Annotated in this window: 22 protein-coding genes; 10 read left to right on the top strand and 12 right to left on the bottom strand. The window is 70.3% G+C overall.

Going from position 1 to position 24114, the window contains the following annotated elements; translation table 11 throughout:
- Nucleotides 1-167 precede the first annotated feature (167 nt).
- Complete coding sequence (locus ACFVAE_RS13650; protein ID WP_378893060.1) at nucleotides 168-1295, top strand: bifunctional 2-methylcitrate synthase/citrate synthase; 1128 nt, start codon at nucleotides 168-170, stop codon at nucleotides 1293-1295.
- Here the strand turns inward: ACFVAE_RS13650 and ACFVAE_RS13655 are convergent, their stop codons facing one another.
- Genes ACFVAE_RS13655 through ACFVAE_RS13665 form a run of 3 tightly spaced genes read right to left on the bottom strand, consistent with a single transcriptional unit; the run spans nucleotide 1296 to nucleotide 4263 of the window.
- Entirely contained in the window at nucleotides 1296-2222 is a 927-nt protein-coding gene (locus ACFVAE_RS13655) for a TAXI family TRAP transporter solute-binding subunit (RefSeq protein WP_378893063.1), read from the bottom strand.
- Complete coding sequence (locus tag ACFVAE_RS13660) at nucleotides 2219-3598, bottom strand: sensor histidine kinase (RefSeq protein WP_378893066.1); 1380 nt, start codon at nucleotides 3596-3598, stop codon at nucleotides 2219-2221. Before ACFVAE_RS13660 ends, ACFVAE_RS13655 begins: the two co-directional genes overlap by 4 nt.
- A gap of 8 nt (nucleotides 3599-3606) precedes the next feature.
- Nucleotides 3607-4263 carry a response regulator transcription factor gene (locus ACFVAE_RS13665; RefSeq protein WP_378893068.1) on the bottom strand — a complete coding sequence of 219 codons (657 nt, stop codon included), beginning with the start codon at nucleotides 4261-4263 and terminating at the stop codon, nucleotides 3607-3609.
- A gap of 158 nt (nucleotides 4264-4421) precedes the next feature.
- Between ACFVAE_RS13665 and ACFVAE_RS13670 the strand changes: the two genes are divergently transcribed.
- Both ACFVAE_RS13670 and ACFVAE_RS13675 read left to right on the top strand, forming a co-directional pair.
- A complete protein-coding gene (locus ACFVAE_RS13670; RefSeq protein ID WP_378893071.1) occupies nucleotides 4422-5768 on the top strand; it encodes an MFS transporter in 1347 nt (448 codons plus the stop codon).
- 79 nt (nucleotides 5769-5847) lie between these two features.
- Nucleotides 5848-6840: an LLM class F420-dependent oxidoreductase gene (locus tag ACFVAE_RS13675; protein ID WP_378893074.1), complete on the top strand. Its 993-nt coding sequence runs from the start codon at nucleotides 5848-5850 to the stop codon at nucleotides 6838-6840.
- Nucleotides 6841-6939: 99 nt separating this feature from the next.
- Here the strand turns inward: ACFVAE_RS13675 and ACFVAE_RS13680 are convergent, their stop codons facing one another.
- The 7 genes from ACFVAE_RS13680 to ACFVAE_RS13710 all read right to left on the bottom strand — a co-directional run bounded on the left by ACFVAE_RS13680 (nucleotide 6940) and on the right by ACFVAE_RS13710 (nucleotide 14406).
- The gene (locus ACFVAE_RS13680) at nucleotides 6940-8475 is read right to left on the bottom strand and encodes an alpha-N-arabinofuranosidase (RefSeq protein ID WP_378893076.1); all 1536 of its coding nucleotides are present in this window, start codon (nucleotides 8473-8475) and stop codon (nucleotides 6940-6942) included.
- 44 nt (nucleotides 8476-8519) lie between these two features.
- A complete protein-coding gene (locus tag ACFVAE_RS13685; protein WP_378893079.1) occupies nucleotides 8520-9416 on the bottom strand; it encodes a carbohydrate ABC transporter permease in 897 nt (298 codons plus the stop codon).
- A complete protein-coding gene (locus ACFVAE_RS13690) occupies nucleotides 9413-10369 on the bottom strand; it encodes a carbohydrate ABC transporter permease (protein WP_378893081.1) in 957 nt (318 codons plus the stop codon). Before ACFVAE_RS13690 ends, ACFVAE_RS13685 begins: the two co-directional genes overlap by 4 nt.
- The gene (locus tag ACFVAE_RS13695) at nucleotides 10366-11697 is read right to left on the bottom strand and encodes a substrate-binding domain-containing protein (protein WP_378893084.1); all 1332 of its coding nucleotides are present in this window, start codon (nucleotides 11695-11697) and stop codon (nucleotides 10366-10368) included. The genes ACFVAE_RS13690 and ACFVAE_RS13695 overlap by 4 nt, the downstream gene beginning before the upstream one ends.
- Before the next feature lie 94 nt (nucleotides 11698-11791).
- Entirely contained in the window at nucleotides 11792-12835 is a 1044-nt protein-coding gene (locus ACFVAE_RS13700; protein ID WP_378893087.1) for a LacI family DNA-binding transcriptional regulator, read from the bottom strand.
- 58 nt (nucleotides 12836-12893) lie between these two features.
- Nucleotides 12894-13739 (bottom strand): NAD-dependent epimerase/dehydratase family protein, encoded by an 846-nt coding sequence (locus tag ACFVAE_RS13705; protein WP_378893089.1) that lies wholly within the window; start codon nucleotides 13737-13739, stop codon nucleotides 12894-12896.
- Nucleotides 13740-13794: 55 nt separating this feature from the next.
- A complete protein-coding gene (locus tag ACFVAE_RS13710) occupies nucleotides 13795-14406 on the bottom strand; it encodes a cyanamide hydratase (RefSeq protein ID WP_378893092.1) in 612 nt (203 codons plus the stop codon).
- A 135-nt stretch (nucleotides 14407-14541) separates the two neighbouring features.
- Between ACFVAE_RS13710 and ACFVAE_RS13715 the strand changes: the two genes are divergently transcribed.
- The 5 genes from ACFVAE_RS13715 to ACFVAE_RS13735 all read left to right on the top strand — a co-directional run bounded on the left by ACFVAE_RS13715 (nucleotide 14542) and on the right by ACFVAE_RS13735 (nucleotide 20430).
- Nucleotides 14542-15573 carry a LacI family DNA-binding transcriptional regulator gene (locus tag ACFVAE_RS13715; protein ID WP_378893095.1) on the top strand — a complete coding sequence of 344 codons (1032 nt, stop codon included), beginning with the start codon at nucleotides 14542-14544 and terminating at the stop codon, nucleotides 15571-15573.
- Nucleotides 15574-15660: 87 nt separating this feature from the next.
- Nucleotides 15661-16368 carry an L-ribulose-5-phosphate 4-epimerase gene (locus ACFVAE_RS13720; protein ID WP_378893098.1) on the top strand — a complete coding sequence of 236 codons (708 nt, stop codon included), beginning with the start codon at nucleotides 15661-15663 and terminating at the stop codon, nucleotides 16366-16368.
- The gene (locus tag ACFVAE_RS13725) at nucleotides 16365-17945 is read left to right on the top strand and encodes a xylulokinase (protein ID WP_378893100.1); all 1581 of its coding nucleotides are present in this window, start codon (nucleotides 16365-16367) and stop codon (nucleotides 17943-17945) included. Before ACFVAE_RS13720 ends, ACFVAE_RS13725 begins: the two co-directional genes overlap by 4 nt.
- A 14-nt stretch (nucleotides 17946-17959) precedes the next feature.
- Nucleotides 17960-19483: an L-arabinose isomerase gene (gene araA, locus ACFVAE_RS13730; RefSeq protein ID WP_378893103.1), complete on the top strand. Its 1524-nt coding sequence runs from the start codon at nucleotides 17960-17962 to the stop codon at nucleotides 19481-19483.
- A complete protein-coding gene (locus tag ACFVAE_RS13735) occupies nucleotides 19483-20430 on the top strand; it encodes an aldose 1-epimerase family protein (protein WP_378893105.1) in 948 nt (315 codons plus the stop codon). The genes araA and ACFVAE_RS13735 overlap by 1 nt, the downstream gene beginning before the upstream one ends.
- 20 nt (nucleotides 20431-20450) lie before the next feature.
- Here ACFVAE_RS13735 and ACFVAE_RS13740 read toward each other — a convergent pair whose 3' ends face one another.
- Both ACFVAE_RS13740 and ACFVAE_RS13745 read right to left on the bottom strand, forming a co-directional pair.
- A complete protein-coding gene (locus ACFVAE_RS13740) occupies nucleotides 20451-21266 on the bottom strand; it encodes an aldo/keto reductase (RefSeq protein ID WP_378893107.1) in 816 nt (271 codons plus the stop codon).
- A 30-nt stretch (nucleotides 21267-21296) separates the two neighbouring features.
- On the bottom strand, nucleotides 21297-21470 hold the full coding sequence (locus tag ACFVAE_RS13745; protein WP_378893110.1) for a hypothetical protein: 174 nt from the start codon (nucleotides 21468-21470) through the stop codon (nucleotides 21297-21299).
- 101 nt (nucleotides 21471-21571) lie between these two features.
- On the opposite strand from ACFVAE_RS13745, the gene ACFVAE_RS13750 reads away from it, so the two are divergent.
- Nucleotides 21572-22750, top strand: coding sequence for a thiolase family protein (locus ACFVAE_RS13750; RefSeq protein ID WP_378893112.1), 1179 nt, complete (start codon nucleotides 21572-21574; stop codon nucleotides 22748-22750).
- 219 nt (nucleotides 22751-22969) lie between these two features.
- Nucleotides 22970-24067, top strand: a complete 1098-nt coding sequence (locus tag ACFVAE_RS13755) for a ScyD/ScyE family protein (protein WP_378893115.1) — start codon at nucleotides 22970-22972, stop codon at nucleotides 24065-24067.
- Nucleotides 24068-24114 lie beyond the last annotated feature (47 nt).

Genomic DNA, 24114 nt, shown 5'->3' on the forward strand with positions numbered 1-24114 from the left:
CGGGCCCCGGCTGTCCGATCTCCGGGTCCTGAGCGAGCGAGGAACGAGTGAGACGAAGGGACGCTCACGTTCCGGTGACCACGGGCCCCGGATTTCTCCCAGACGCCCTCCCTGTGCGAGCATCCTGCGTGGGCGCATACCTGCGCCACGATGCGAAGGAGCACGGGATGGCTGACGCAGACATCAAGAAGGGCCTCGCCGGTGTGGTCGTCGACACGACCGCGATCTCGAAGGTGAACCCCGAGACCAACAGCCTGCTGTACCGCGGATACCCGGTGCAGGAACTCGCCGCGACCCAGCCGTTCGAGGCCGTCGCCTACCTGCTCTGGAGCGGCGAGCTGCCGGATGCCGCGCAGCTGGCCGAGTTCCAGCGGCGCGAGCGCGCCCTGCGCCCCCTCGACGAGCGCACGGTCGCCCTGCTCGACCTGATCCCGCTCGAGGCGCACCCGATGGATGTCGTGCGCACCGTCGTCAGCCAGCTGGGCACCTTCGACGACACCCTGAACCGACCAGGGGGCTGGACCGACCCCGACCTCGACCTCGGCCGCGCGCTGTACCTGTTCGCACAGCTGCCCACGATCGTCGCCGCCGTGCAGCGACGCCGCCGCGGACTCACGCCGATCGCCCCGCGCGACGACCTGGACTACTCCGCGAACTTCCTCTGGATGACCTTCGGCGAGCTGCCCTCGGACGCGGCCGTCGACGTGTTCCGCATCTCGATGGTGCTGTACGCCGAGCACTCCTTCAACGCCTCGACGTTCACCGCACGCGTGATCGCCTCGACGACTTCCGACCTGTACTCGGCGGTGGTCGGTGCGATCGGCGCGCTGAAGGGGCCGCTGCACGGCGGCGCCAACGAAGCCGTCATGCACATCTTCGACGAGATCGGATCGGCCGAGAACGTCGTGCCCTGGCTCGACGACGCCCTGGCCAAGAAGAAGAAGATCATGGGCTTCGGACACCGGGTCTACAAGAACGGCGACTCGCGCGTGCCGACCATGAAGGCCGCTCTCGACCGGCTCATCGCCGAATCGGGCCGCACCGACCTCGGCGAGCTCTACGACGCGCTCGAGAAGGAGTTCGTGGCGCGCAAGGGCATCTACCCGAACCTCGACTACCCGTCGGGCCCGGCCTACAACATCCTGGGCTTCGAGACCGAGGTGTTCACGCCGCTGTTCATCGCCGCGCGCGTGACCGGCTGGACCGCGCACATCATGGAGCAGGCCGCCTCGAACGCCCTGATCCGCCCGCTGTCGGCGTACAACGGCGTCGACGAGCGTCACGTCGCTTCCTGATCAGCCGTACCGCTCTCGATAGCGCTGCGACGCCGCGGGATGCAACGGCACGCCGCCGGTGTCGATGAGGTTCGCCGCGGTCAGATACTGGATGCCCGCCGATCCGGGCGGGATCAGGTCACTGGCACGATCGACCAGCGTGTCGACGAGGATTCCGACGACGTCATCCGGCAGCTCCGGCCGCGCGACGAGGATGTTCGGCAGCCCTACGGTTCCAGTCGGGGCGCCCGAGCCGTAGACGCCGGTCGGCACCGAGCTGGCGATGTAGACCCCGGGCAGGTCTGCGCGCAGCGCGGGAAGGGTCGGGGTGAGATCCAGCAGTCGTACCGGCACGCGCGCGGAGAGCCGGTCGATCTGCGGCGTGGGGATGCCGCCGGACCAGAAGAAGGCCGCGAGCCCCCCGTCGCCGAGCGCGTCGATCGCGTCGCCGAGCGTGCGCTCGGTGACCACGGGGGCGTCCGGCCCTGGGCCCAGACCGGAGGCGGAAAGGACACGGCGGGTCGTCGCCGCGGCGCCTGACCGGGGCGCACCGGCCGAAATCATCTGACCGGCGAGATCCCCGAGCGTGTGGAACGGCGAATCGGCGCGCGTCACGCACTGCAGATAGTTCTGGTAGACCCGTCCGATCGCGACGAACCCGGACGGATCCGCAGCGACGGAGTCGCCCTGAGTGATCGCCAGTTCGACGTCGCCGTTCGCGAGGAGCTCCAGGTTCTCCACGCTGCCGTTGGTCTGGCGAAGCTCGAGATGCGCGTTCCTCTGCAGCAGGGCGTCGCGCAGCAGCGTGCCGAACAGCAGGTAGTTGCCGCCGGACTCGCCGCAGGCCATCGTCACGCGTGGCGCACCGGGGGCGGCGCAACCGGCGAGGGAGACTCCGAGCGCGGCGCCGACGCCGAGCAGCAGACCGCGCCGGGTCAGCGCCGTCACGATGAGCCCCAGGTCAGCCGGGCGCGCAGTCCGCCCTCCGGCGCGCGGTCGAAGGCGGCGTTCGCGCCGCACTCCCTCGCGATCTCCAGCAGGATGGCGATGCCGAGCCCGGTGCCGGGCTCCGCGCTGTGCTCGGGCGAGCGCCAGAAGCGGGTGCCGACGCGGGCCAGATCGTCGTCGGACAGGCCGGGCCCGGAGTCGGCGACCTCCAGCACGACCTGCCCGTCGCGCCGGGCGAGCTCGATCCGCACGGTCGCGTCACGGCCGGCGTACTTGCGCGCGTTGTCCACCAGGATCTCTACGGTCTCGTCGAGATCGCGGCGCCGGCACGGAACCGTGACGCTGCCACCCTCTGCGGCGACGAGTCGGATGCCGGTGCCGTCCAGGGCCGCGCGGTGCGACTCGGCGAGCTCTGCGGCCGACACCACGCATTCCGGAGGATCGAGCGGATCGGGCTGGTGGTCGTCGCGGCTTGTTCTGGCAGTCGCCCGGTGCTCGGCGTTGGCGAGCACGAGCATCCGATCGACGATCCGCTCCAGCCGGTCCAGGTCGTCCTCGACCGCCTGCAGCTCCGCCGCGTCGGCCGCGCGGGGCAGGGAGTCGATCCGCAGCCGGATGGCCGCGAGCGGGTTGCGCAGCTGGTGCGATGCATCGGCGACGAAGCCGCGCTGCTGCTCGAGCGAATCGGAGACGGCATCCGCCATCCTGGCGAATGTGGCGCTCAGTCGGCGCAGCTCGGGTGGGCCGGTCAGGACGGCGGGGCCGGGGTCCGCGCGATCGGCGAGCGCGTTCGCGGCGACGTCGAGCGCCAGCACGGGACGCAGCACCCAGCGCGTCCAGTACTGCGATGCCGCGAGCAGCGCGGCCAGCAGCACCGCGCCGATGGCCGCGATCGCCAGCCACCACCTCAGGATGTCGGCCTTCGCCGCGGTGAGATCCATCGCGAGCACGACGACGCCCGACGCGGCGCTGCCATCGACGACGAAGGGCTCCGCGACGATCGCGGTGTCGGCACTCCACGGCCGGATGGTGGGAACCGACCACTGCGGCACGTTGCGGGCGGCGGCCAGGGCGACAGCGGAGGCGTGCGCGTCCATCGGCAGATCGCCCACCTCCGCCAGCAGCTCGTCCTCACCTCCTCCGCCGAGGACGACCACTGCTTCGCGGTACGTGTCGTGGAACCGGCGCAGGTAGGCGTCGAGAGAGGCCGTGTCGCCCTGAGCGACCGCGTTGCGGGCCTGCCGCACGATCATGTCCGCCGAGCTGCCGCGCTGGATCGTCAGCTGCTGCGTTCGGGAGGTCGCGATCGCGTCGCCCACTGGCACGAGAACGGCGCAGACCGTGAGCAGGCCGAACAGCAGGAGGGGCAGCAGCACCCGGATCCTCACGTGGAGCCCTCGAGCCGATAGCCGAATCCGCGGATCGTCGTGATCGTGAGCGCGGGCAGCTTCTGCCGGAGCTGTCCCATGTGCACGTCGAACGAGCGGGAGGTCGCCGCGTAGGCGTCGCCCCACACCTCGTCGAGGATCTGCTTCCGGCTGACGGCACTGCCCGCGCGCGGCGCCAGTGCGGCGAGAAGAGCGAACTCGGTCGGCGTCAGTGACACCTCCTCACCCGACTGGATGACGCGACGGGACGACAGGTCCACCTGTACGTCGCCGATCCGCAGATTCTGCACGGTCTCCGGTGCGGCGTACCTCCGCGTCACCGCACCCAGCCGGGCCAGCAGTTCGCGCAGCCGGACGGGCTTGACGAGGTAGTCGTCGGCGCCCAGACCGAGCGCTCTGACGGTGGAGCGCTCGTCGCCGCGAGCAGTCACGACGATCACGGGAACCTCGCTCACCGCGCGGAGCCGCCGCAGCGCTTCGAGGCCGTCCATGTCCTCCAGGCCGAGGTCGAGGAGCACGATCTCGGCGTCCTGATGACGCAGCAGAACGTCGCTGCCGCGCGCCACGGCCGTGCACGTATGGCCCGCGCGCCCCAGTGCCGAGGAGAGAGCGGCGGCCACCGAGCGATCGTCTTCGGCGATGAGTACGCGCATCCCTCTCATGATAGGCAGGCCGGATTCCGGCATCCGCGGCAGCCACGTAAAGGGAGGGTAAGGATTCCGCCACCGATTCTGTGAGGCCGCCATCATGTCGAGGAGCACGACACGATTGGATGGCCATGTCGACGACGACGACCACAACAACGACAACGATGACGCCCACGAGCCTGAGGCGCTCGATCTCGAACACGCTGAAGGGCTCGGCCGGAAACCTGGTGGAGTGGTACGACGTCTACGTCTACTCCGTCTTCGCGACCTACTTCGAGTCCCAGTTCTTCGCCGAGGGCGACCAGAACTCGACGATCTACATCTGGGCGATCTTCGCGGTCACGTTCCTGATGCGCCCGATCGGATCGTGGTTCTTCGGCCGCTTCGCCGACCGGCACGGCCGCCGGCTCGCACTGACGATCTCGGTGACTCTGATGGCTGCCTGCTCGCTGCTCGTCGCGTTCGCGCCGACGGCCGATGTCATCGGCGGCTGGGCCGTCGTGATCCTCGTGTTCGCGCGCCTGCTGCAGGGGTTCGCGACCGGCGGCGAGTACGGCACCAGCGCGACCTACATGTCCGAGGCGGCGATGCCCGGGCGCCGAGGGTTCCTCTCCTCCTTCCACTACGTGACGCTGGTCGGCGGCCACGTGCTCGCACAGTTGACGCTGCTGGTCATGGTCCTCACGCTGTCCCAGGACGAGATCGCGTCGTGGGGCTGGCGCGTCGCGTTCGCGATCGGCGGCATCGCGGCCGTCGTCGTGTTCTGGCTGCGCCGCACGATGGACGAGTCCCTGAAGACCTCGGTGATCGAGGCCGTGAAGTCGGGGAGATCGCAGCGCTCCGGGTCGATGCGCGAACTTCTCGTGCACCAGTGGCGCCCGCTGCTGCTGTGCTTCGCCGTCACGATGGGCGGCACGGTCGCGTTCTACACGTACTCGGTGAACGGCCCGAGCATCATCAAGAGCGCGTTCGCCGGGGACGATCTGGTCACGGGCACGGTCATCAACCTGGTCGCGCTGATCACACTGGTGCTGCTGCAGCCGCTCGGCGGCTGGCTCTCCGACATCGTCGGCCGCAAGACGCTGCTGGTGTTCTTCGGCGTCGGCGGCGTGCTCTACACCTGGTTCCTGCTGACCGCGCTGCCGAAGCAGACCAACCCGATCGCGGCGTTCGCGATCCTGGTCGTCGGGTTCGTGATCCTCACCGGATACACCTCGATCAACGCCGTCGTGAAGGCGCAGCTGTTCCCGACGCACATCCGCGCCCTGGGACTCGGCTTCGGCTACGCGCTCGCGAACTCGGTGTTCGGCGGCACGGCACCGCTGCTGTACGCCGGTGCGCTGAAGAGTGATCAGGTCGGGCTGTTCATCGCCTACGTCACCGCGGTCATCGCCGTGTCGCTGGTCGTCTACATCTTCTTCCTGAAGAACAGCGGTCCGAACTGGATCGACGACGAGGCGGGGATGCGGGCGAAGATCGCCGAGCGCGCGGCGCGCAGGACAGCTCCCTGATCGCGCCGGATCAGTTCACCCGCAGCCCATTCCACGGAGTTCCTCCGACTCTGATCGCCCCCGGGCATAGGCTCGCACCATGCGCTTCGGTATCTTCATCCCCCAGGGCTGGCGGTTCGATCTCGTGGGCATCGAGCCCGCCGAGCAATGGGCGGCGATGCGCTCCCTCGCGCAGGCGGCGGATGCCGGGCCGTGGGAGTCGCTCTGGGTCTACGACCATTTCCACACGACTCCGGTCGCCAGTGAGGAGGCGACGCATGAGGCGTGGACGCTGATGTCGGCGTTCGCGGCATCGACCAGCCGCATCCGGCTCGGGCAGATGTGCACCTGCATGTCGTACCGCAACCCCGCGTACCTCGCGAAGGTGGCCGCGACCGTGGACGTGATCTCCGGTGGTCGCGCCGAGATGGGCATCGGCGGCGGCTGGTACGAGCACGAGTGGCGGGCCTACGGCTACGGCTTCCCCTCGGCCGGCGACCGACTGCGCCGGCTCGACGAGGGGGTGCAGATCATGCGTCAGGCGTGGACCACCGGCAGCGCGACCCTGGACGGCAGGCACTACCAGGTGGACGGCGCCATCGTCCGCCCGCTGCCCCTGCAGGAGGGCGGCATCCCGCTCTGGATCGCCGGCGGCGGTGAGAAGGTGACGCTGAAGATCGCCGCCAGGTACGCCTCCTACACGAACTTCGGCGGGACGCCGGAGGAGTTCACCCGTAAGAGCGAGATCCTGCGCGCGCACACGGTGGATGTCGGCACCGACTTCGACGCGATCGTCCGGTCGACGGACTACAACACGGTCGTCGGCGCGACCGAGGCCGAGGTCGAGGACCGGCTCGCCGCGATCGAGGCGCGTCTGGCGCCGCACCTGGGCAGCGCGCGCACCGCAGAGGCGATGAACGCCTACCGCGGCGACGCGGCGCTGTGCGTCGGCACGCCCGGGCAGATCGTGGAATGGCTGCGCGACATGTCGGCGCGCGGCCTGGAGTACGCGATCCACTACTTCCCCGAGGCGGCCTACGACCGCTCCGGCATCGAGCTCTTCGAGCGCGAGGTCATCCCCGCGCTGCGCTGAGCCGCGCTGCACCGGGCCGAGAAACCATCACCCGCTCGAGAAACCACGTGACACCTGGTTTCTCGAGCGGATAGTGGTTTCTCGGCGGATGCCGGTGTGTCAGCCCCGCGCCACCTCGAACTCGATCGCGCTCCACGACAGCGCGGGCAGCGTCAGACGGGCAGTACCCGCGTCGAGCTTCACGCCGTCCAGCCGCCGCAGCCCCACGGCGTCCTGCGACTCGAGCGTGTTCGCGGTGTGCCGGTCGCCGCCGTCGGGGATCGTCAGCACCTCGGCCGACCGCACACCGGTCGCCCGCAGCCCGTGCAGGTCCAGGTCGACCGTGGCATCCGAGGTCAGCGAGCGGTTCGCGACGAACAGCGCGAGCCTGCCGCCCGCCTCGTCCCAGGTGGCGACGGCGTCGACCTCGTCGACGTCGCCGTACTGCTTCGTCGCGCCCTGCGTCGACGACACGGCGAGCCGCATGATCTGTCCGCGGGCCATCCGGGACATCCGCGCGAAGGGCCAGAACGACGCCTGCCGCCAGGCCGGGCCGTCCTCCTCGGAGCGGATCGGCGCGATCACGTTCACCAGCTGCGCCTGGTTGGCGATCTTCACGCGGTCGCCGTGCCGCAGCAGGCTGTGCAGGAAGGTGCCCACGACCACAGCGTCCGTCACCGTGTAGGTGTCCTCGATCAGGCGGGGGTGCTCGCGCCATCCCGCGGCCGCGACTGCGGCCTCCTCCTCGTTGTTGAACCGGTCGAAGTCCCAGACGTTCCACTCGTCGAACGAGATGTCGACCTGCTTCGTGTGCTTGCCCGCGGCCTTGACGGCGTCGATCGTGGCGATGACGCCGTCGATGAAGGCGTCCATCTCCACACCTTCGGCGAGGAACGACGCCGCATCGCCGTCCGACTCGCGGTAGTAGGCGTGCATCGAGATGTAATCGACCTCGTCGTAGGCGTGCGTGAGCACGGTGTGCTCCCAGGTGCCGAAGGTCGGCATGCCGCGGTTGGACGAGCCGACCGCGACCAGTTCGATCGACGGGTCGACGAGCTTCATCGCCTTCGCCGTCTCCTGCGCAAGCCGCCCGTACTCGTGCGCGGTCTTGTGCCCGATCTGCCAGGGGCCGTCCAGTTCGTTGCCCAGGCACCAGAGCTTGATGCCGAACGGATCCTCGGCGCCGTTGCGACGACGCAGATCGGACCAGTACGTACCGTTGGGGTGGTTGGCGTATTCGACGAGCGAGCGCGCCTCCTCGACGCCACGCGTTCCGAGGTTGATGGCCTCCATCACCTCGACGTCGGCCTCGCGTGCCCAGTCGATGAACTCGTGCAGCCCGAACGCGTTGGTCTCGATCGTGTGCCAGGCGCCGTCCATCCGCACCGGGCGGTCCGCTACCGGCCCGACTCCGTCCTCCCAGCGGTACCCGGAGACGAAGTTGCCCCCCGGGTACCGCACCACCGTCGGCCCCATCTCGCGCACCAGTTCCAGCACGTCGGTTCGGAACCCGCGCGCATCGGATGCCGGATGCCCTGGTTCGTAGATCCCGGTGTACACGCAGCGCCCCATGTGCTCGACGAACGAGCCGAAGAGCCGTCGCGGCACCTCGCCGATCGTGAAGTCGCGGTCGATCGTGATGCGGGCGTTGGTCATGAGAGAGGGCCTTTCTGTTGGGGAGGAGGGATGCCGGAGCGCGGTCACTGACCGCCGAAGCCGCTGGTGGCGACGCCCTTGACGATCTGCTTCTGGAACACGAGGAACACGGCGATCAGTGGCAGCGCGGCGAGCACGGCCTGCGCCATCACCTGCGCGTACTGCACGCCGTACGCGCTGATCACGGTCTGCAGTCCGACCGGCAGGGTCATCAGCGTGGTGTCGTTGATGACCAGGAACGGCCACAGGAAGTTGTTCCACGCGCCGATGAAGACGAAGATCGCGACGGAGGCCAGGATGGGCCGTGACAGCGGCAGCACGACCGACCAGAACACCCGGAACCGGCTGGCGCCGTCCACCCGAGCGGCGTCCTCGAGCTCGATCGGCACGGCGTCGAAGAACTTCTTCAGGATGAAGACCATCGCGGGCACCACCACCTGCGGCAGGATCAGGCCCCAGGGCGTGTCGACCAGGCCCAGGGCCAGCATCTCGTAGAACAGCGGGATGATCAGCACCTGCGGCGGCACCACGATCGACGCGATGATCACGACGAACAGCCAGCGACGCCCCGTGAAATCCAGGCGGGAGAAGGCATAGGCGGCACCGGCGGAGATCGCCACCGTGATCAGCGTGATCACGGCCGAGGTCCACAGGCTGTTCCAGGCCCACACGTACACGTTCCCCTGGGACAGGATCGCGGCGAAGGCGTCGAACGTCGGCCCGCTCGGGCCGATCCATCCGGGGTCGCCGGATGCGGCATCCGTCTCGGTCTTGAAGGCGGTCGCGACCGCCCACAGGAACGGCAGCAGCCAGCCGATCGCCATCAGTGCGAGGACGACGAAGGCGATGATCCGGGAGGCGCCGAAGCGGCGCGAGCCGGGACGGCGGACGCGGTCGCCTGCCGCGCCCGGGGCGATCAGAGTGCTGGTCGCGGTGGTCATCGCGACTCCTTCCGACGGCGCGTGATCAGCGCCTGCACGACGCCGAGGATGATGATGAGCGCGAAGAACACGTACGAGATGGCGGCGGAGTAGCCGAACCGGTAGCCGACGAAGCCGGTCTCGTAGATGTACTGCACGATCGATCGGGTGGTGTCGCTGGAGAGACCGCCGAGCATCTGGTAGGCCTGATCGAACAGCTTCAGCGACGCGAGGATCTGCAGCAGCACGATCAGAGCCGTCGCCGGTCCGAGCTGCGGCAGCGTGATGGACCAGAACTGCCGCCACGGGCCGGCGCCGTCGAGCGCGGCCGCCTCGTACTGCTGCGCCGGGATGTTCTGCATCGCGGCCAGGTAGAGCAGGAAGTTGAAGCCGATCGTCCACCAGACCGTGGCGATCACGATCGCCATCAGGTTGGTGTCGGGGTTCTGCAGCCAGGCGATCGGCTGCAGGCCGAGCGCCTTGAGGATGTTGTTCGCCGCGCCGATCTGCGGGTTGAAGATCCACACCCAGATCTGCGAGATCACGGTGGAGGCCAGCAGGTACGGCATGAAGAACGACAGCCGCCACAGCCACTGGCCGGGCAGTCCGCGGTCCACGAGCACGGCCATCACCAGCGCGATCAGCACCAGCGGGATGGTGGAGAGCACGGTGAACCAGGCGGTGTTGCCCAGCGCGCCCCACATCACCGGGTCGGCGAGCGCCTCGGCGTAGTTGTCCCCGCCGATGAAGTCACCGCCGGCGCCGGTCAGGGACTGATTCGTGAAGCTGAGGTAGAAGCCGTGCAGGATGGGCCAGGCCATGAAGAGCACGAAGGCGATCAGGAACGGGGCCAGGAACGCCCAGCTGACCAGCTGCTCGTTGCGGCCGCCGGCATGGCGCCGGCGCGGGGATGCCGGGCTGCCGGTGACGATGGTCGTGGTGGTCAGTGCGGTGCCGGGTGCGGTGACGGTCATGACCGGCTCCCTTCGGGATCCGCCGGGTTGGGTTGGCTGAGGAAGCGGTTCACGCGCGACTCGAATCGCGACACGGCGGCGGCGGGGTCGGAGCCGCTGAGCAGGGCGGGCTGGGCGGCGGCGCCGAACTCGCCCTGGAAGTTCGAACCGGACCCGGTGAACCAGGCAGGCGGGTCGTAGACGACGTAGGTCGCGGCCTCCGCGTAGTGCGCCTGCGGCAGCAGGTCCTGGTACTCGGGCGATTCGGTGATCGGCAGGTAGGCCGGGATATGTCCTGCCTTGGCCCAGTCGAACGAGCCCTTCAGCATGTCCGCGACGAACTTGTAGGTCAGTGCACGATGCTGCTCGTCCGGTCTGGACTGGTGCGGCAGCACGAACGAGTGCGAGTCGGCGTAGGCGGCCCTGGTTCCGAAGATCGGCGGGATGGGTGCCACATCGAATGGGATGCCCGCGTCCTGCATCGTGCGCAACTCCCACACGCCGGTGAGGAACAGTCCGCTCTTGCCGGTGGAGAACTCCGCGACCGCGGTGCCGTAGTCGCTCTGCTTCGCGGCGAGCTTCCCGTCGAGGAGGGTCTGCATGTAGGTGAGCGACTCGACCGCGACGTCGGTGTCGATCTCGGCGGTGCCGCCCTCCGGCAGCTGCATCTCGGTGCCGTGCTGCGCGTAGAGCGTGTAGAACAGACGCCACATCTGCGCGCCGTCGCCGAGGTAGCCGTAGGAGAGTCCGTGACCCTCGGAGGCTTCGGCGACGGCGGTCACCAGGTCGAGGAACTCCTCGGGGGTGCCCGCCTGCACGAGCCGGCCGTCGGAGTCGAGCACGCCCGCCTTCCGGCAGATGTCGGTGTTGTACATCAGCACGAACGGGTGCGCGTCCAGGGCGAGACTGAGGTGCTTGTCGCCCACCTCGCCCTTCTGCCAGATCGGCTTCGGGAAAGTCGACTCGTCGACGCCGAGCTCGGCCAGGCGGTCGAGGTCCCAGGCATCCAGCAGCCCGCCCGGCGCCCAGCCGAGCACGCGGGTGGCGTGCATGATCGCGACGTCGGGGGCACGACCGCCGGCTGCCGCCATGGCCAGCTTCGTGTAGTAGGGCGTGCCCCAGGCGAGCACGGTGGGGCGGATGCGGTAGGCGCTTTGCGCCTTGTTCACGCCGTCGAGCAGCGACGACATGATGACGCCGTCACCGCCGGAGAGCAGATGCCAGAACTGCAGCGTCTGGGTTCCGGCGGCGGTGGCGGCGGGGGAGCAGCCGGCGAGCAGGGCCGCGCCGGCCGTGACGGCGGACGCGGTGAGGAATTGCCGTCGTGAGAGATCCAACGGTGGGGTCATCGTCACTCCTTCGTGGACGATCGGGGGTTGCCGACATCATTACATCGATGTAATCGGAGGCGCAAGAGGCGCGATCATTCCAGAGGTAGGACGTTCAGACTCGCGGGTCGTGGCCGCGTGGCGCGGCATCCGTGCTCTCGCGCAGCACCAGGCGGTGCGGGACGGTGACCGACTGCGCGGGGCACGAGCGGTCCTCGATGCGCGCGACCAGCCGCCCGACGGCGGCGTCGGCGAACGCCGGCACATCGATGGCGACCGTGGTCAGCGGCGGGGCCGTGAAGCGCGACAGCTCCACGTCGTCGAAGCCGGTCACCAGCACCTGTCCAGGCACGTCGACACTGTGCTCGCGCAGCACATGCAGGGCGCCCGCGGCGAGCGAATCGGTGAACGCGATGATCGCGTCGAACGGGATGCCGCGGGCGAGCAGCTCCTCGGCGGCTGCCACGCCGCCGGTGATCGTCCAGTCCGGATCGTTCACCTCGAGGCGCGGGTCGAGCGGGATGCCCGCCTCGCCGAGGGCCCGCCGCACGCCGCTCAGCCGGAGCCGGCTGGTGGCGGTCGCGAAAGTGTTCTCCTCATCGGCGCCGAGCACCGCGATGCGCCGTGCGCCGCGCGAGATCACGTGCCGGGTCAGCTCGGCGGCTCCTGCCGCGCTGTCGATCCCGACGTGGTCGGTACCGCGATCCTCGACCTCGCCGATCAGCACGACCGGCGGCAGATCGTCGCCGCCGACCGAGCTGTCCTCGAGACGGATCGGGTTCAGGATCAGACCGTCGACCAGGTGGGCGCGGGCGCGGGAGAGCAGCTCGCGCTCGCGCCCGGGGTCGGCGCCGGTCTCCTCGATGTGCACAGCGAGCCCGCGCCGGTGGGCGGCCTCGACGATGCGGTGCAGCAGCTCGGAGGAGAACGAGGTGGCCAGGAAGGGCAGGGCGACGGCGATCACGCCGGAGCGCCCGTTGCGCAGGCCCCGGGCGCTGAGGTTGGGCACGAAGTCGAGCTTGCGCATCGCCGCCTCGACCCGCTCGCGGGTGTCCTCGCGCACGGGGACGGCTCCGGTCACGACGTTGGAGACGGTCTTGGCGGACACGCCCGCCAGCGATGCGACGTCCTGCATCGTGGCTCGTGCGCCCCCTGCCATGCGTCCAGACTATGCCGGTGCGGGCCGCACAGATGTTACATCGATGAAGCCACGGCGCTCAGCTTCGGTCGCGCCAGCTGTGCCGGGGCTCGTAGCCCAGCACCCTGCGCGCCTTCGCGATTGAGAGCAGGGTCTCGTGATCGCTGACCGGACGGGCCAGTGGCACGTCCGGGAACACCTCCGCGAGCAGTTCCGTGTTCGGGCGCGACATCACCGTGTCGGCCGCGGCGATGATGAAGCTCTCGAAGCCGGGGGCCGCCGCCTCGAGAGCGCGCTCGACGGCCTGCGCACCGTCGCGTGCGTCGATGTAGCCCCACAGGTTCCACTTGCGCGCCGTCGCGTCGGCGTCGAAGGAAGGGAACTCCGCGTAGTCCTCGGGGTTCATCACGTTCGAGAACCGCAGCGCCGTGATCGACATGTCGGGGTTCCACCGCACCAGCTCGACCGCCATCCGCTCCTCGAGGGTCTTCACGAGCGAGTACACCGATTCCGGTCGCGGCGGGTACTCCTCGTCGACCGGAACGTAGGGCGGAGGCACGTCGAAGGGCAGGCCGAGGACGGTCTCGCTGGACGCGTACACGATGCGGCCGATGCCCAGCCTCGACGCGGCCCAGAAGACGTTGAACGTAGCCGGCATGTTGTTGTGGAACGTCGCGACGTCGCTGCGGATGCCGGGCGCGGGGATCGCGCCGAGATGCACGACCGCGTCGACCCCGTCGTGCCGGTCGCCGACCGCGGTGAGCGCGTCGACGACCTGGCCGTAGTCGGTCAGGTCGACCTGAACGAAATCGGGCCCGCGCTCACCGGCGACATCCATGCCGATGACGCGGTGGCCGCTCGCGCGGAGTTCGCGGGCGACGACGGTTCCGAGCTTTCCGGATGCTCCGGTGAGGGCGATGCGCATGGGAACACCCTGGCACGCGGTTGCCGCCGGTGCATCCCGAGGCCGGTTCCGAGGGTCACCGGACTCGGTCACCCTCGAGCGGGTTCGAGGCGAGCCTGTCGATGAGGCCGCCGTCGATCAGACGGCGGGCGTGGCTGTGCGGCTTGCGATCGGACTGCGCACGGACGCTCGAGCCGAACTCCGCGGCGAGAGAGAGCCGGGGGTGTGCGGCGAGCACCTCACGGCGGAAGTCGAGAGGGAGCTCCGCGTGGCGGCGGCCGGAGATGTCGAGACCGGTGGCCGTCTCGAGCAGGTAGCCCTCGAGATCGAACTCCGGATCGACCTCGGGCCAGTTGTGCCGCACGATGACCTCGTTGATGCGCCGTCTGCGCTCGGCCGGCCATCCGGCGCCCGCGGTCATCGCCTCGCCGACGTACCCTCCGGCCTCCTCGTAACCGAGGGTGTGATTGTCGAAGGCCGGCACGAGGGCGATGTCGTGCAGCAGCGCCGCGGTGTGGAGCAGGTCGTGGTCGACCCCGGTTCGGCCCTCGATCACCGCGAACGCCTCGGCCCACAGCCAGGAGCGCTGCACGTGGTTGCGCAGCGCGGGGGAGTGATGCTCGTCCACCAGCTCTCGGGCCGCGCGGGCTGCCGGTGTGTCGGGGACGGCGAAGTCGGAGATGCGCATGGGGCGAGCGTAATGAGGACGAGCCGCCGCGATCGTGCGGGAAGTGCCAAGAACCGTCGGAATGACGCCATTCCCGGGCGTGCAGGCTGCCGCTGCCACCGGTCGGAGGGCGTGCGCGGCCATAGACTCATCGCGATGAGCGAGACGAACGGCACCCGGACGCGCGCCGTCGGCGTGCGCGACGTCGCCGCGCTCGCCGGAGTGTCCCGGCAGACGGTCTCGCGTGTGCTCAACGAGCATCCGGATGTCGCATCGGCGACGCATGATCGCGTCGTCGCGGCGATGGAAGAGCTCGGGTACCGGATGAACAACGCGGCGAGGGCGCTGGGCACGCGCCGCACCCGCACGATCGGCGTGCTCGCGTCGGACGCGCTGCAGTACGGACCCTCGCGCAGCATCGCCGCGATCGAGGCCTCTGCGCGCGAGGCCGGTTACTGGGTGTCGACGGCCTACGCCGACTCCGGTGACGCCGACTCCGTCCGTGCCGCGATCGAGCACCTGCGGGCGCAGGCCGTCGACGGTCTCGTCGTGTTCGCGCCGCACGCGCGCACGCTCGACGTGCTGAAGGACCTCGACACCGGCATCCCGACCGTCGCGCTGCACACCGCGGACCGTTCAGCGCACTCGGTCGACCAGATCGCGGGCGCGCGGCTCGCGGCCGCCGCACTGGCGGATGCCGGGCACCGGCGCATCGCGCACCTCGCGGGCCCGGCCGACTGGCTCGAGGCCGAGGCCCGAGCATCCGGGTACGAGGCGGAGCTGGCCGCGCGTGATCTGGATTTCCGGCTGACGGTGCGCGGCGACTGGACGGCCCGATCCGGGTACGAGGCGGCGCGGGCGGTGCGGGATGCCGGCGCGACCGCCGTGTTCGCCGGCAACGACCAGATGGCGCTCGGCCTGATCACCGGACTGCGCGAGCTGGGGGTCGACGTGCCTGTCGACGTCAGCGTGGTCGGCTTCGACGACACGCCGGATGCGGCGTACTTCTGGCCCCCGCTCACGACGGTGCGGCAGGACTTCGACGAGCTCGCTCGCCGCGCCGTGGCCGCGTTGGTCGGGGAGGGCTCGGATGCCGCATCCGAGGCATCCGAGGCATCCGCGTCGGCCGCGCCCGCGCCGGTCGCACCGGTGCTGATCTCCCGCGCCTCCGTGGCCATGCCGCGCTGACCGGAGCTGCGGGCCGCCGATTGACCGGGGGAGGCCGACATGTCACAATCAACTGTGACCGGTCACAGTCGTCCAGGAGGATCAACGATGACCACGTATCCCGCAGAGATCGAGCAGGCGATCGCCGACGTCCGCGCTGACGTCGCGCGCCTGCACGGCGAGCTCGTGCGCTACGGCCTGGTGGTCTGGACCGGCGGCAACGTGTCGGGCCGGGTGCCCGGTGCGGACCTCTTCGTCATCAAGCCCTCCGGGGTCGGCTACGACGACCTGGCTCCGGAGAACATGATCCTCTGCGACCTCGACGGCACCGTCGTGCCGGGCAGCGTGGGCGACGACCGCTCGCCGTCCAGCGACACCGCCGCGCACGCCTACGTCTACCGGAACATGCCGGAGGTCGGCGGCGTCGTCCACACCCACTCCACCTACGCGGTCGCCTGGGCCGCACGCGGTGAGGAGATCCCGTGCGTGATCACGGCGATGGCCGACGAGTTCGGCGGGCCGATCCCCGTGGGGCCGTTCGCGATCATCGGTGACGACTCGATCGGCCGGGGCATCGTCGACACCCTGCGCGGCCACCGCAGCCGTGCCGTGCTGATGCAGAACCACGGTCCGTTCACGATCGGGGTGAACGCGAAGGATGCGGTGAAGGCGGCCGTCATGGTCGAGGACGTCGCCCGCACCGTGCACCACGCCCGCGAGGCCGGACCGCTCGTCCCGATCCCTCAGGAGGCCATCGACCGGCTCTACGACCGGTACCAGAACGTGTACGGCCAGAACGCGGACGCGCGGCGATGACCTTTCGTCAGGGCGCAGGAGCCGACGCGATCCGCTCCGGGCGCACCGCGCTGGGCATCGAGCTCGGCTCGACCCGCATCAAGGCGTGCCTGATCGACGCGGACAGCCACCAGGTGCTCGCGACCGGATTCCACGACTGGGAGAACCGGTTCGAGGACCGGCTGTGGACCTACTCGATCGACGCCGTGTGGGCGGGGCTGCGGGAGGCCTACTCCGGTCTGGTCTCGGACGTCTACGACCGGCACGGCATCCGCCCCGGCTCGTTCGGCGCGATCGGCGTCTCGGCGATGATGCACGGGTACCTCGCCTTCGACGCGCACGACGAGCTGCTCGCGCCGTTCCGCACCTGGCGCAACACGAACACCGGCCCCGCCGCGGCGGAGCTCACCGAATTGCTGGGCGTGAACATACCGCTGCGCTGGTCGGTCGCGCACCTGCGCCAGGCACAGCTCGACGCCGAGCCGCACGTCGGCTCGGTGCGGTTCCTCACCACCCTCGCCGGCTACGTGCACTGGCGGCTCACCGGCCGGCGCGTGCTGGGTGTCGGCGACGCCTCGGGCATGTTCCCGATCGACTCGGCGACCCGCGACTACGACCAGGCGCTGCTCGATCGCTTCGATGCGCGCACCGGCGGCGACCTGCGCGCTCTGCTGCCCGAGGTGCTCGTCGCCGGGCAGGACGCCGGGTCTCTCAGTCCCGCCGGTGCGCTGCTCCTCGATCCGAGCGGTGCTCTGCAGCCGGGCATCCCGCTGTGTCCGCCGGAGGGGGATGCCGGAACCGGCATGGTCGCCACGAACGCGGTCGCCCCGCGCACGGGCAACGTGTCCGCCGGCACCAGCATCTTCGCGATGGTCGTGCTGGAGCGGCCGCTGACTGCCGTGCACCACGAGCTCGACCTCGTCGCGACACCCGCTGGCGACGCCGTCGCGATGGTGCACTGCAACAACGGCGCCAGCGAGCTGGCGGCCTGGGCCGGCATGTTCGGGCGTTTCGCCACGGCATCCGGCACCCCGCTCTCCGGCGACGCCGTCTTCGAGACGCTCTTCCGCGAGGCGCTCGACGGCGAAGCGGATGCCGGCGGGCTGATGGCCTACAACCACCTCGCGGGGGAGCCGATCGCCGGGCTCGACGAGGGGCGCCCGCTGTTCGTGCGCACGCCCGACAGCCGCTTCACCCTGGCCAACGTCATGCGCGCTCAGCTGTACGGCGTGTTCGGCACGCTCGCCCTCGGCATGCGCGTGCTCGCCGACGAGGGAGTGACCCTAGATCGCATGTATGCCCACGGCGGCATGTTCCGCACAACCGGGGTGGCGCAGCGTTTCCTGGCCGGCGCGCTGAACGCCCCCGTGGCGGTCGGGGACACGGCGGCCGAGGGCGGCGCATGGGGCGTCGCCGTGCTCGCCGCCCACCTCGGCTCCCCTCAGCCGCTCACCGAGTACCTCGACGAGCGGGTCTTCGCCGGCGCCGGCATCCGCGTCGCAGAACCCGAGCCGGCGGATGTCGCCGGCTATGCCGCCTACCTCGACCGCTACCGCACGGGCCTCGCCATCGAGTCCGCCGCCGTCGACGCTCTCTGATCCGAAGGAAAGACATGACCCGCACCCCGCTCACCACCTCGCTCGACGGTTACGAGGTCTGGTTCCTCACCGGCAGCCAGCACCTGTACGGGCCTGAGACGCTCGCGCAGGTCGCCGAGCAGTCCCAGGCGATCGCCGGTGCCCTCGACGCGGCGTCCGATGTGCCGGTGCGCATCGTCTGGAAGCCGGTGCTGACCGACTCCGCAGCCATCAAGCGCATCGCGCTCGAGGCGAACGCCGATGACCGGGTGATCGGCTTGGTGGCCTGGATGCACACCTTCAGCCCCGCGAAGATGTGGATCGCCGGACTCGACGCGCTGCGCAAGCCGCTCGCGCACCTGCACACGCAGGCCAACGTCGAGCTGCCCTGGGCCGACATCGACTTCGACTTCATGAACCTCAACCAGGCTGCGCACGGCGACCGCGAGTTCGGCTACATCCAGACCCGCCTCGGCGTGCCGCGCAAGACCATCGTGGGGCACCACAGCGACCCGCGCGTGCGGGCGGATCTCGCGAGCTGGCAGCGCGCCGCCGCGGGCCTCGCCGCCGCGCACGACCTGAAGCTCGCCCGCTTCGGCGACAACATGCGCTTCGTCGCCGTCACCGAGGGCGACAAGACCGAGGCCGAACTGCGGCTCGGCGTCCAGGTCAACACCTGGGGCGTGAACGAGCTGGCGGATGCCGTGCACGCGGCGTCCTCGGGCGACATCGACGCCCTCGTCGCCGAGTACGAGGAGCTCTACGACGTCGTCCCCGAACTGCGCCGTGGCGGAGAGCGCCACGAGTCGCTGCGACACGGTGCCGCGATCGAGCTCGGTCTGCGGTCGTTCCTCGAGGAGGGCGGCTTCGGCGCCTTCACCACCTCGTTCGAGGATCTCGGAGCGCTGCGGCAGCTGCCGGGGCTCGCCGTGCAGCGGCTGATGGCCGAGGGCTACGGCTTCGGGGCCGAGGGCGACTGGAAGACCGCGATCCTCGTGCGCGTCGCGAACGTGATGGGCGCCGGCCTCCCCGGCGGCGCGAGCCTGATGGAGGACTACACCTACGACCTCACGCCCGGCGATGAACTGATCCTCGGCGCGCACATGCTCGAGGTCTCGCCCTCGCTGTCCTCGGCGAAGCCGACCCTCGAGGTGCATCCGCTGGGGATCGGCGGCAAGGAGGACCCGGTGCGCCTCGTCTTCACGGCAGACCCCGGGCCTGCCGTCGTCGTCGCGATGAGCGACCTGCGTGATCGCTTCCGCCTCACCGCGAACGTCGTCGAGAACGTCGAGCCCCGCGCCGCGCTGCCCAAGCTGCCGGTGGGGCGCGCGGTCTGGAGGCCGGCGCCGGACTTCCGCACCAGCGCCGCCGCCTGGCTCGCGGCGGGCGCCGCGCACCACACCGTGATGTCGAACGCGGTCGGCATCGAGGTCTTCCGCGACTTCGCCGAGATGGCCGAGGTCGAGCTGCTCGTGATCGACGACGACACCACTCTGCCCGGCTTCCAGCAGCAGGTGCGCTCCAACCAGGCCTACTACCGTCTGGCGCAGGGCCTGTGATGGCCTCGGTTCCTGAGCGAGGAGCGCAGCGACGAGACGAAGGACGCTCCGGACGGCAGTACCGCATCGCGGCATCCGGCTACGTGGCGGAGATCGCCAGTGTCGGCGCCTCGCTGCGCACCCTTCAGCACGACGGACGCGACCTGGTCGTGCCGTTCGACGCCGACGAGGTGCGCCCGGCGTATCGTGGCGCGACACTCGCGCCCTGGCCGAACCGTATCGTCGATGGCGCGTACGCGTTCGAGGGCATCGTGCACCAGTTGCCGCTGACCGAGCCGGAGCGTGGACAGGCGCTGCACGGCCTGGTGGTCTGGTCGGACTTCGCCGAGCGCGCTGTCGCGCCCGACCGCGTCATCCTCGCGACGACGATCGTGCCGCAGGCCGGCTACCCGTTCGCCGTCGAGGTCGAAGTCGAGTACCGCGTCGATGACCAGGGGCTCATGCAGCACGTGACCGGCCGGAACGTCGGATCGGATGCGGCACCCTGGGGCGCCGGCCCGCATCCGTATCTCGTCGCGGGCCAGGGCCACGTCGACGACTGGACGCTGCGCCTGCCGGCATCCGAAGTGCTCACCGTCACTGACGACCGGCTCAGCCCGATCGCGGTCGAGCCCGTCGACGCGCACCCGCAGTGGGACTTCCGCGCGCCCCGGCCCATCGGCGACACCTTCATCGACCACGCCTTCACCGCTCTCGAGGGAGCGGACGGCCTCGTCTCGGTCGAGCTGCACGCCGCCGGCGGCGGCGTCGCGATCACCTGGGGCGACGGATGCCCGTGGGTGCAGGTGCACACCGCCGACACTCCGGCCGCGCCGGCGACCCATCGGGGCGGGCTGGCCGTCGAGCCGATGACCTGCCCGCCCGACGCGTTCAATTCGGGCACCGATCTCATCGTGCTGCAGCCCGGCGCCGCGCACACGGTCTCCTGGCTGATCCACGCGCTGTGACCGTCGTGCCGCACCGGCCGCTAGAGCATCTCGAGCGGCACCGGATGCTGTGGAGCCGGGAAGCGCCGGTCCATCTCGGCGAGCACGTCCTCAGGCAGCACGCGGCCGAGCACCGCGGCGTTCTCCTGGGCATGGGCCACGGAGCCGGCCTTCGGGATCGCGAGCACATCGCCCGAGCGCACCACCCAGGCGAGCACGAGCTGCGCCGGCGTGAGGCCGGCGGAAGCCGCGAGATCGGCCAGCCCGGGGTCGTCGAGCAGTCGCGCCTGTTCCAGCGGTGAGTAAGCCATCGCCGGCATGCCGAGCTCGCGCAGCAGCGGGAGCAGATCGGCCTCGGGGCCGCGGCGGATCGGGTTGTACAGGACCTGGTCGGTCGCCGCGCCCTCGGGCAGCTCCGCCATGTCGTCAGGGTCGAGGTTGCTGACGCCCCACGACAGGATGTCGCCGTCGGCGACCAGCCTCTCGAACGCGGCGACCGTCTCGTCGAGCGGGACGCCGCCGCGCCAGTGCAGCAGGTAGAGGTCGAGACGGTCGGTGCCGAGACGTTCGAGGCTGCCGTGCACGGCCCGGCGGACGCCGGCGGTAGCCGCGTTGTGGGGGAGCACCTTGCTGACGAGGAACACCTGGTCCCGGCGTCCTCGGATGGCCTCGCCGACGAGCTCCTCCGAGCGACCGTCGCCGTACATCTCCGCGGTGTCCACGACGGTGAGCCCGGCATCGAGGCCGGCCCGGATCGCTGCGATCTCGTCGCCGCGCCGTGCAGGGGCGTCGCCGACGAACCAGGTGCCGATGCCGATCTCGGGCACGACCGGCCCGTGGGGGAAGCGGATGCTCATGGTTCCACGGTACGGCGCCGCCGCCGTGGCTCAGACGAACGCGCGGCTCAGGTTCTCGGTCGTCTGGTCATCGACGACTCGCCGTGCCGCATCGGTAGCGACGGTGCGGCTGCCCGTCCGATCGCCGGCCGGGCTGTACGGCATCGCCGAGACGGTGAGATGCCTGTCGTCGTGCTTCTCCACCCACTTCACCGGAACGCACATGATGTCCCCCTCTGACGGTTATGAAGGAGAGGAGGCGCAAAGAGTCGTGGTGATACCTGAGACTGCGCGCCCACCAAAGCGGCGCGGGTGAGAATGGAACCATGAGCAGTGAAGCCGTCCTCGTCGATGTCGTCCGCACGCCGGTGGGCCGGGGTAAACCGGGTGGGGCCCTGTCGGAGGTGCATCCGGTCGATCTTGCGGCGGGTGTGCTCACCGCGATCCTTGAGCGCAACGGGCTGGAGTCCGGGCAGCTCGACGACGTGCTGCTCGGCTGCGTCAGCCAGGTCGGAGACCAGGCGATGAACATCGCCCGCCAGGCCGTGCTCGCCGCCGGATTCGATGAGACCATCCCCGCCACGACCATCGACCGGCAGTGCGGATCGAGCCAGCAGGCCGTGCACTTCGCCGCGCAGGGCATCGCCGCGGGCGCCTACGACGTGGTGCTCGTCGGCGGGGTCGAGTCGATGAGCCGCGTGCCGCTCGGCGCCTCCGCGGCCGGCGGATCCCCGATGTCGCCGCGCCTGCGCGCCCGCTATCCGCAGGGCCTGGTGAACCAGGGCGTCAGCGCCGAGCTCATCGCGCAGCGCTGGAACCTCGGCCGCGACGATCTCGACGCCTTCGCCGCCGAGTCGCACGCCCGCGCCGCGGCCGCCTGGCGCGACGGCTTCTTCACCGGCACGACCGTTCCGGTTGCCGAAGCACCGGATGCCACGACCGATGAGACCGTCCGTGCGGGCACCACCGTCGAGAAGCTGGCCGGCCTGCCGGCATCCTTCCGCACCGACGCGATGGCCGAACGGTTCCCCGAGATCGACTGGAGGATCACGCCGGGCAACTCCTCACCGCTCACCGACGGGGCGTCCGCGGCCCTGCTCATGAGCGCAGAGAGGGCGGATGCTCTCGGGCTGCGCCCCCGCGCGCGGTTCCGGGCTTTCGACGTGATCGGCGACGACCCGCTGATGATGCTCACGGGACCCATCCCGGCCACCCGCCGGGTGCTCGAGAAGGCCGGGCTGGGCATCGACGACCTCGACGCCTACGAGGTGAACGAGGCGTTCGCGTCGGTCCCGCTGGCCTGGGCCGCGGAGCTCGGCGCCGACCCCGCGCGGCTCAACCCGCGCGGTGGGGCGATCGCTCTGGGCCATGCGCTCGGCTCGTCCGGCACCCGCCTGCTCGGCACGCTGATCGATCACCTCGAGGCGACCGGAGGCCGGTACGGCCTGCAGACGATGTGCGAGGGCGGCGGCATGGCGAACGCGCTCATCCTCGAGCGCCTCTGACAGTTCCGCTCCCTCTCCTTCGAATCGCGCGGAGCGGCGCCCCCCCCGGAAGATTTGGGGGTTTCTCGAGAACCCGTTGCGCGCGCCGCCGCGGCGGCGCAGAATGACGGCGTGGATCGCCACTGGGGGTGATCCACGGCATCCGGGCATATCGGGGAGATCTGCTCGGCTGAGCACGACGCGGGCAGGGGTGCCCACGCCGGGAACGGGGAGTCGTCCATGCGTGCAATTCGTGTACTCGCGGTGTCGGGAGCCGCCGCGGTTCTGGTCCTGACTGCGCCGACGCTCGCGTCGGCGGCATCCGATCCGCCCCGGCCGCAGGTGTGGTCGACGCAGCTTGCGGCGCCCTTCAGCCTCGAGGTCGACGGACCGCGGGTGCTCGTCGCCGACGGTGGCACCGGCGCGCTCGGTCAGCTGCAGCCCGACGGATCGATCGCGCCGATCGTCACCGGTGTCGACGGCCTGTCCGGGGTGGCCGTGCGCGGCAAGTGGCTGGCGTACACGTCGACCCACACGCAGCTGCCGGAGTTCATCAACACGGCCAGCGGTCTGAACATCCGCACGCCGAAGGGCGTCCGCATCTACGCGGACACGCACGCCTGGGAGGTCGCGCACAACCCCGACCAGATCAACACCTACGGCCCCCGGAGCGAGGACCCCTGTGTGCTGGGCGCGCTCGGGCCGCGGTACGAGGGCATGGTCGACTCGCACGCGTACAGCGTCGCGAGCTGGGACGGCAAATGGGTGGTGGCGGATGCCGGGGCCAACGCCCTGCTCCAGGTCGACGACTCCGGTCACGTCAGCACTCTGGCGGTGCTGCCGCCGCAGTCCGCGAAGATCACCGCGGAGGCCGTCGCGGAGCTCGGCATGCCGGAGTGCCTGGTCGGCACGACCTACGACTTCGAACCGGTTCCGACCGACGTCGAGGTCGGCTCGGACGGGATGCTGTATGTGACGACGCTGCCGGGCGGACCCGAGAGCGCCGCACTCGGCGCGCGCGGAGCGCTCTGGCGCGTCGACCCGGCGAGCGGTGACAGCGAATGGCTCGCCGGAGGGTTCCTCGGCGCGACGAACCTCGCGCTGGGCAAGGACGGACAGATCTACGTCACCGAGTTGTTCGGAGGCAGGATCACCGAGGTGACCGGTGCGCACACCACGCGCACGTACGCGGAGCTGCCCGGTGTCGTCTCTGTCGAGACCGCGCCCACTGGCACGGTCTGGGCCGCAACGATGGGGAACGAGGAGCCGCCGGCGCCCGGCACGATCGTGAGCATCTCGAACGGCAAGGTGAAGGTGCAGGCCCAGGTCAAGCACTGACCCGCGCCACAACAGAGGAGACCCCCGCCGACCCGATTCGGCGGGGG

Source organism: Microbacterium sp. NPDC057659, assembly GCF_042799915.1.
Lineage (GTDB): Bacteria > Actinomycetota > Actinomycetes > Actinomycetales > Microbacteriaceae > Microbacterium.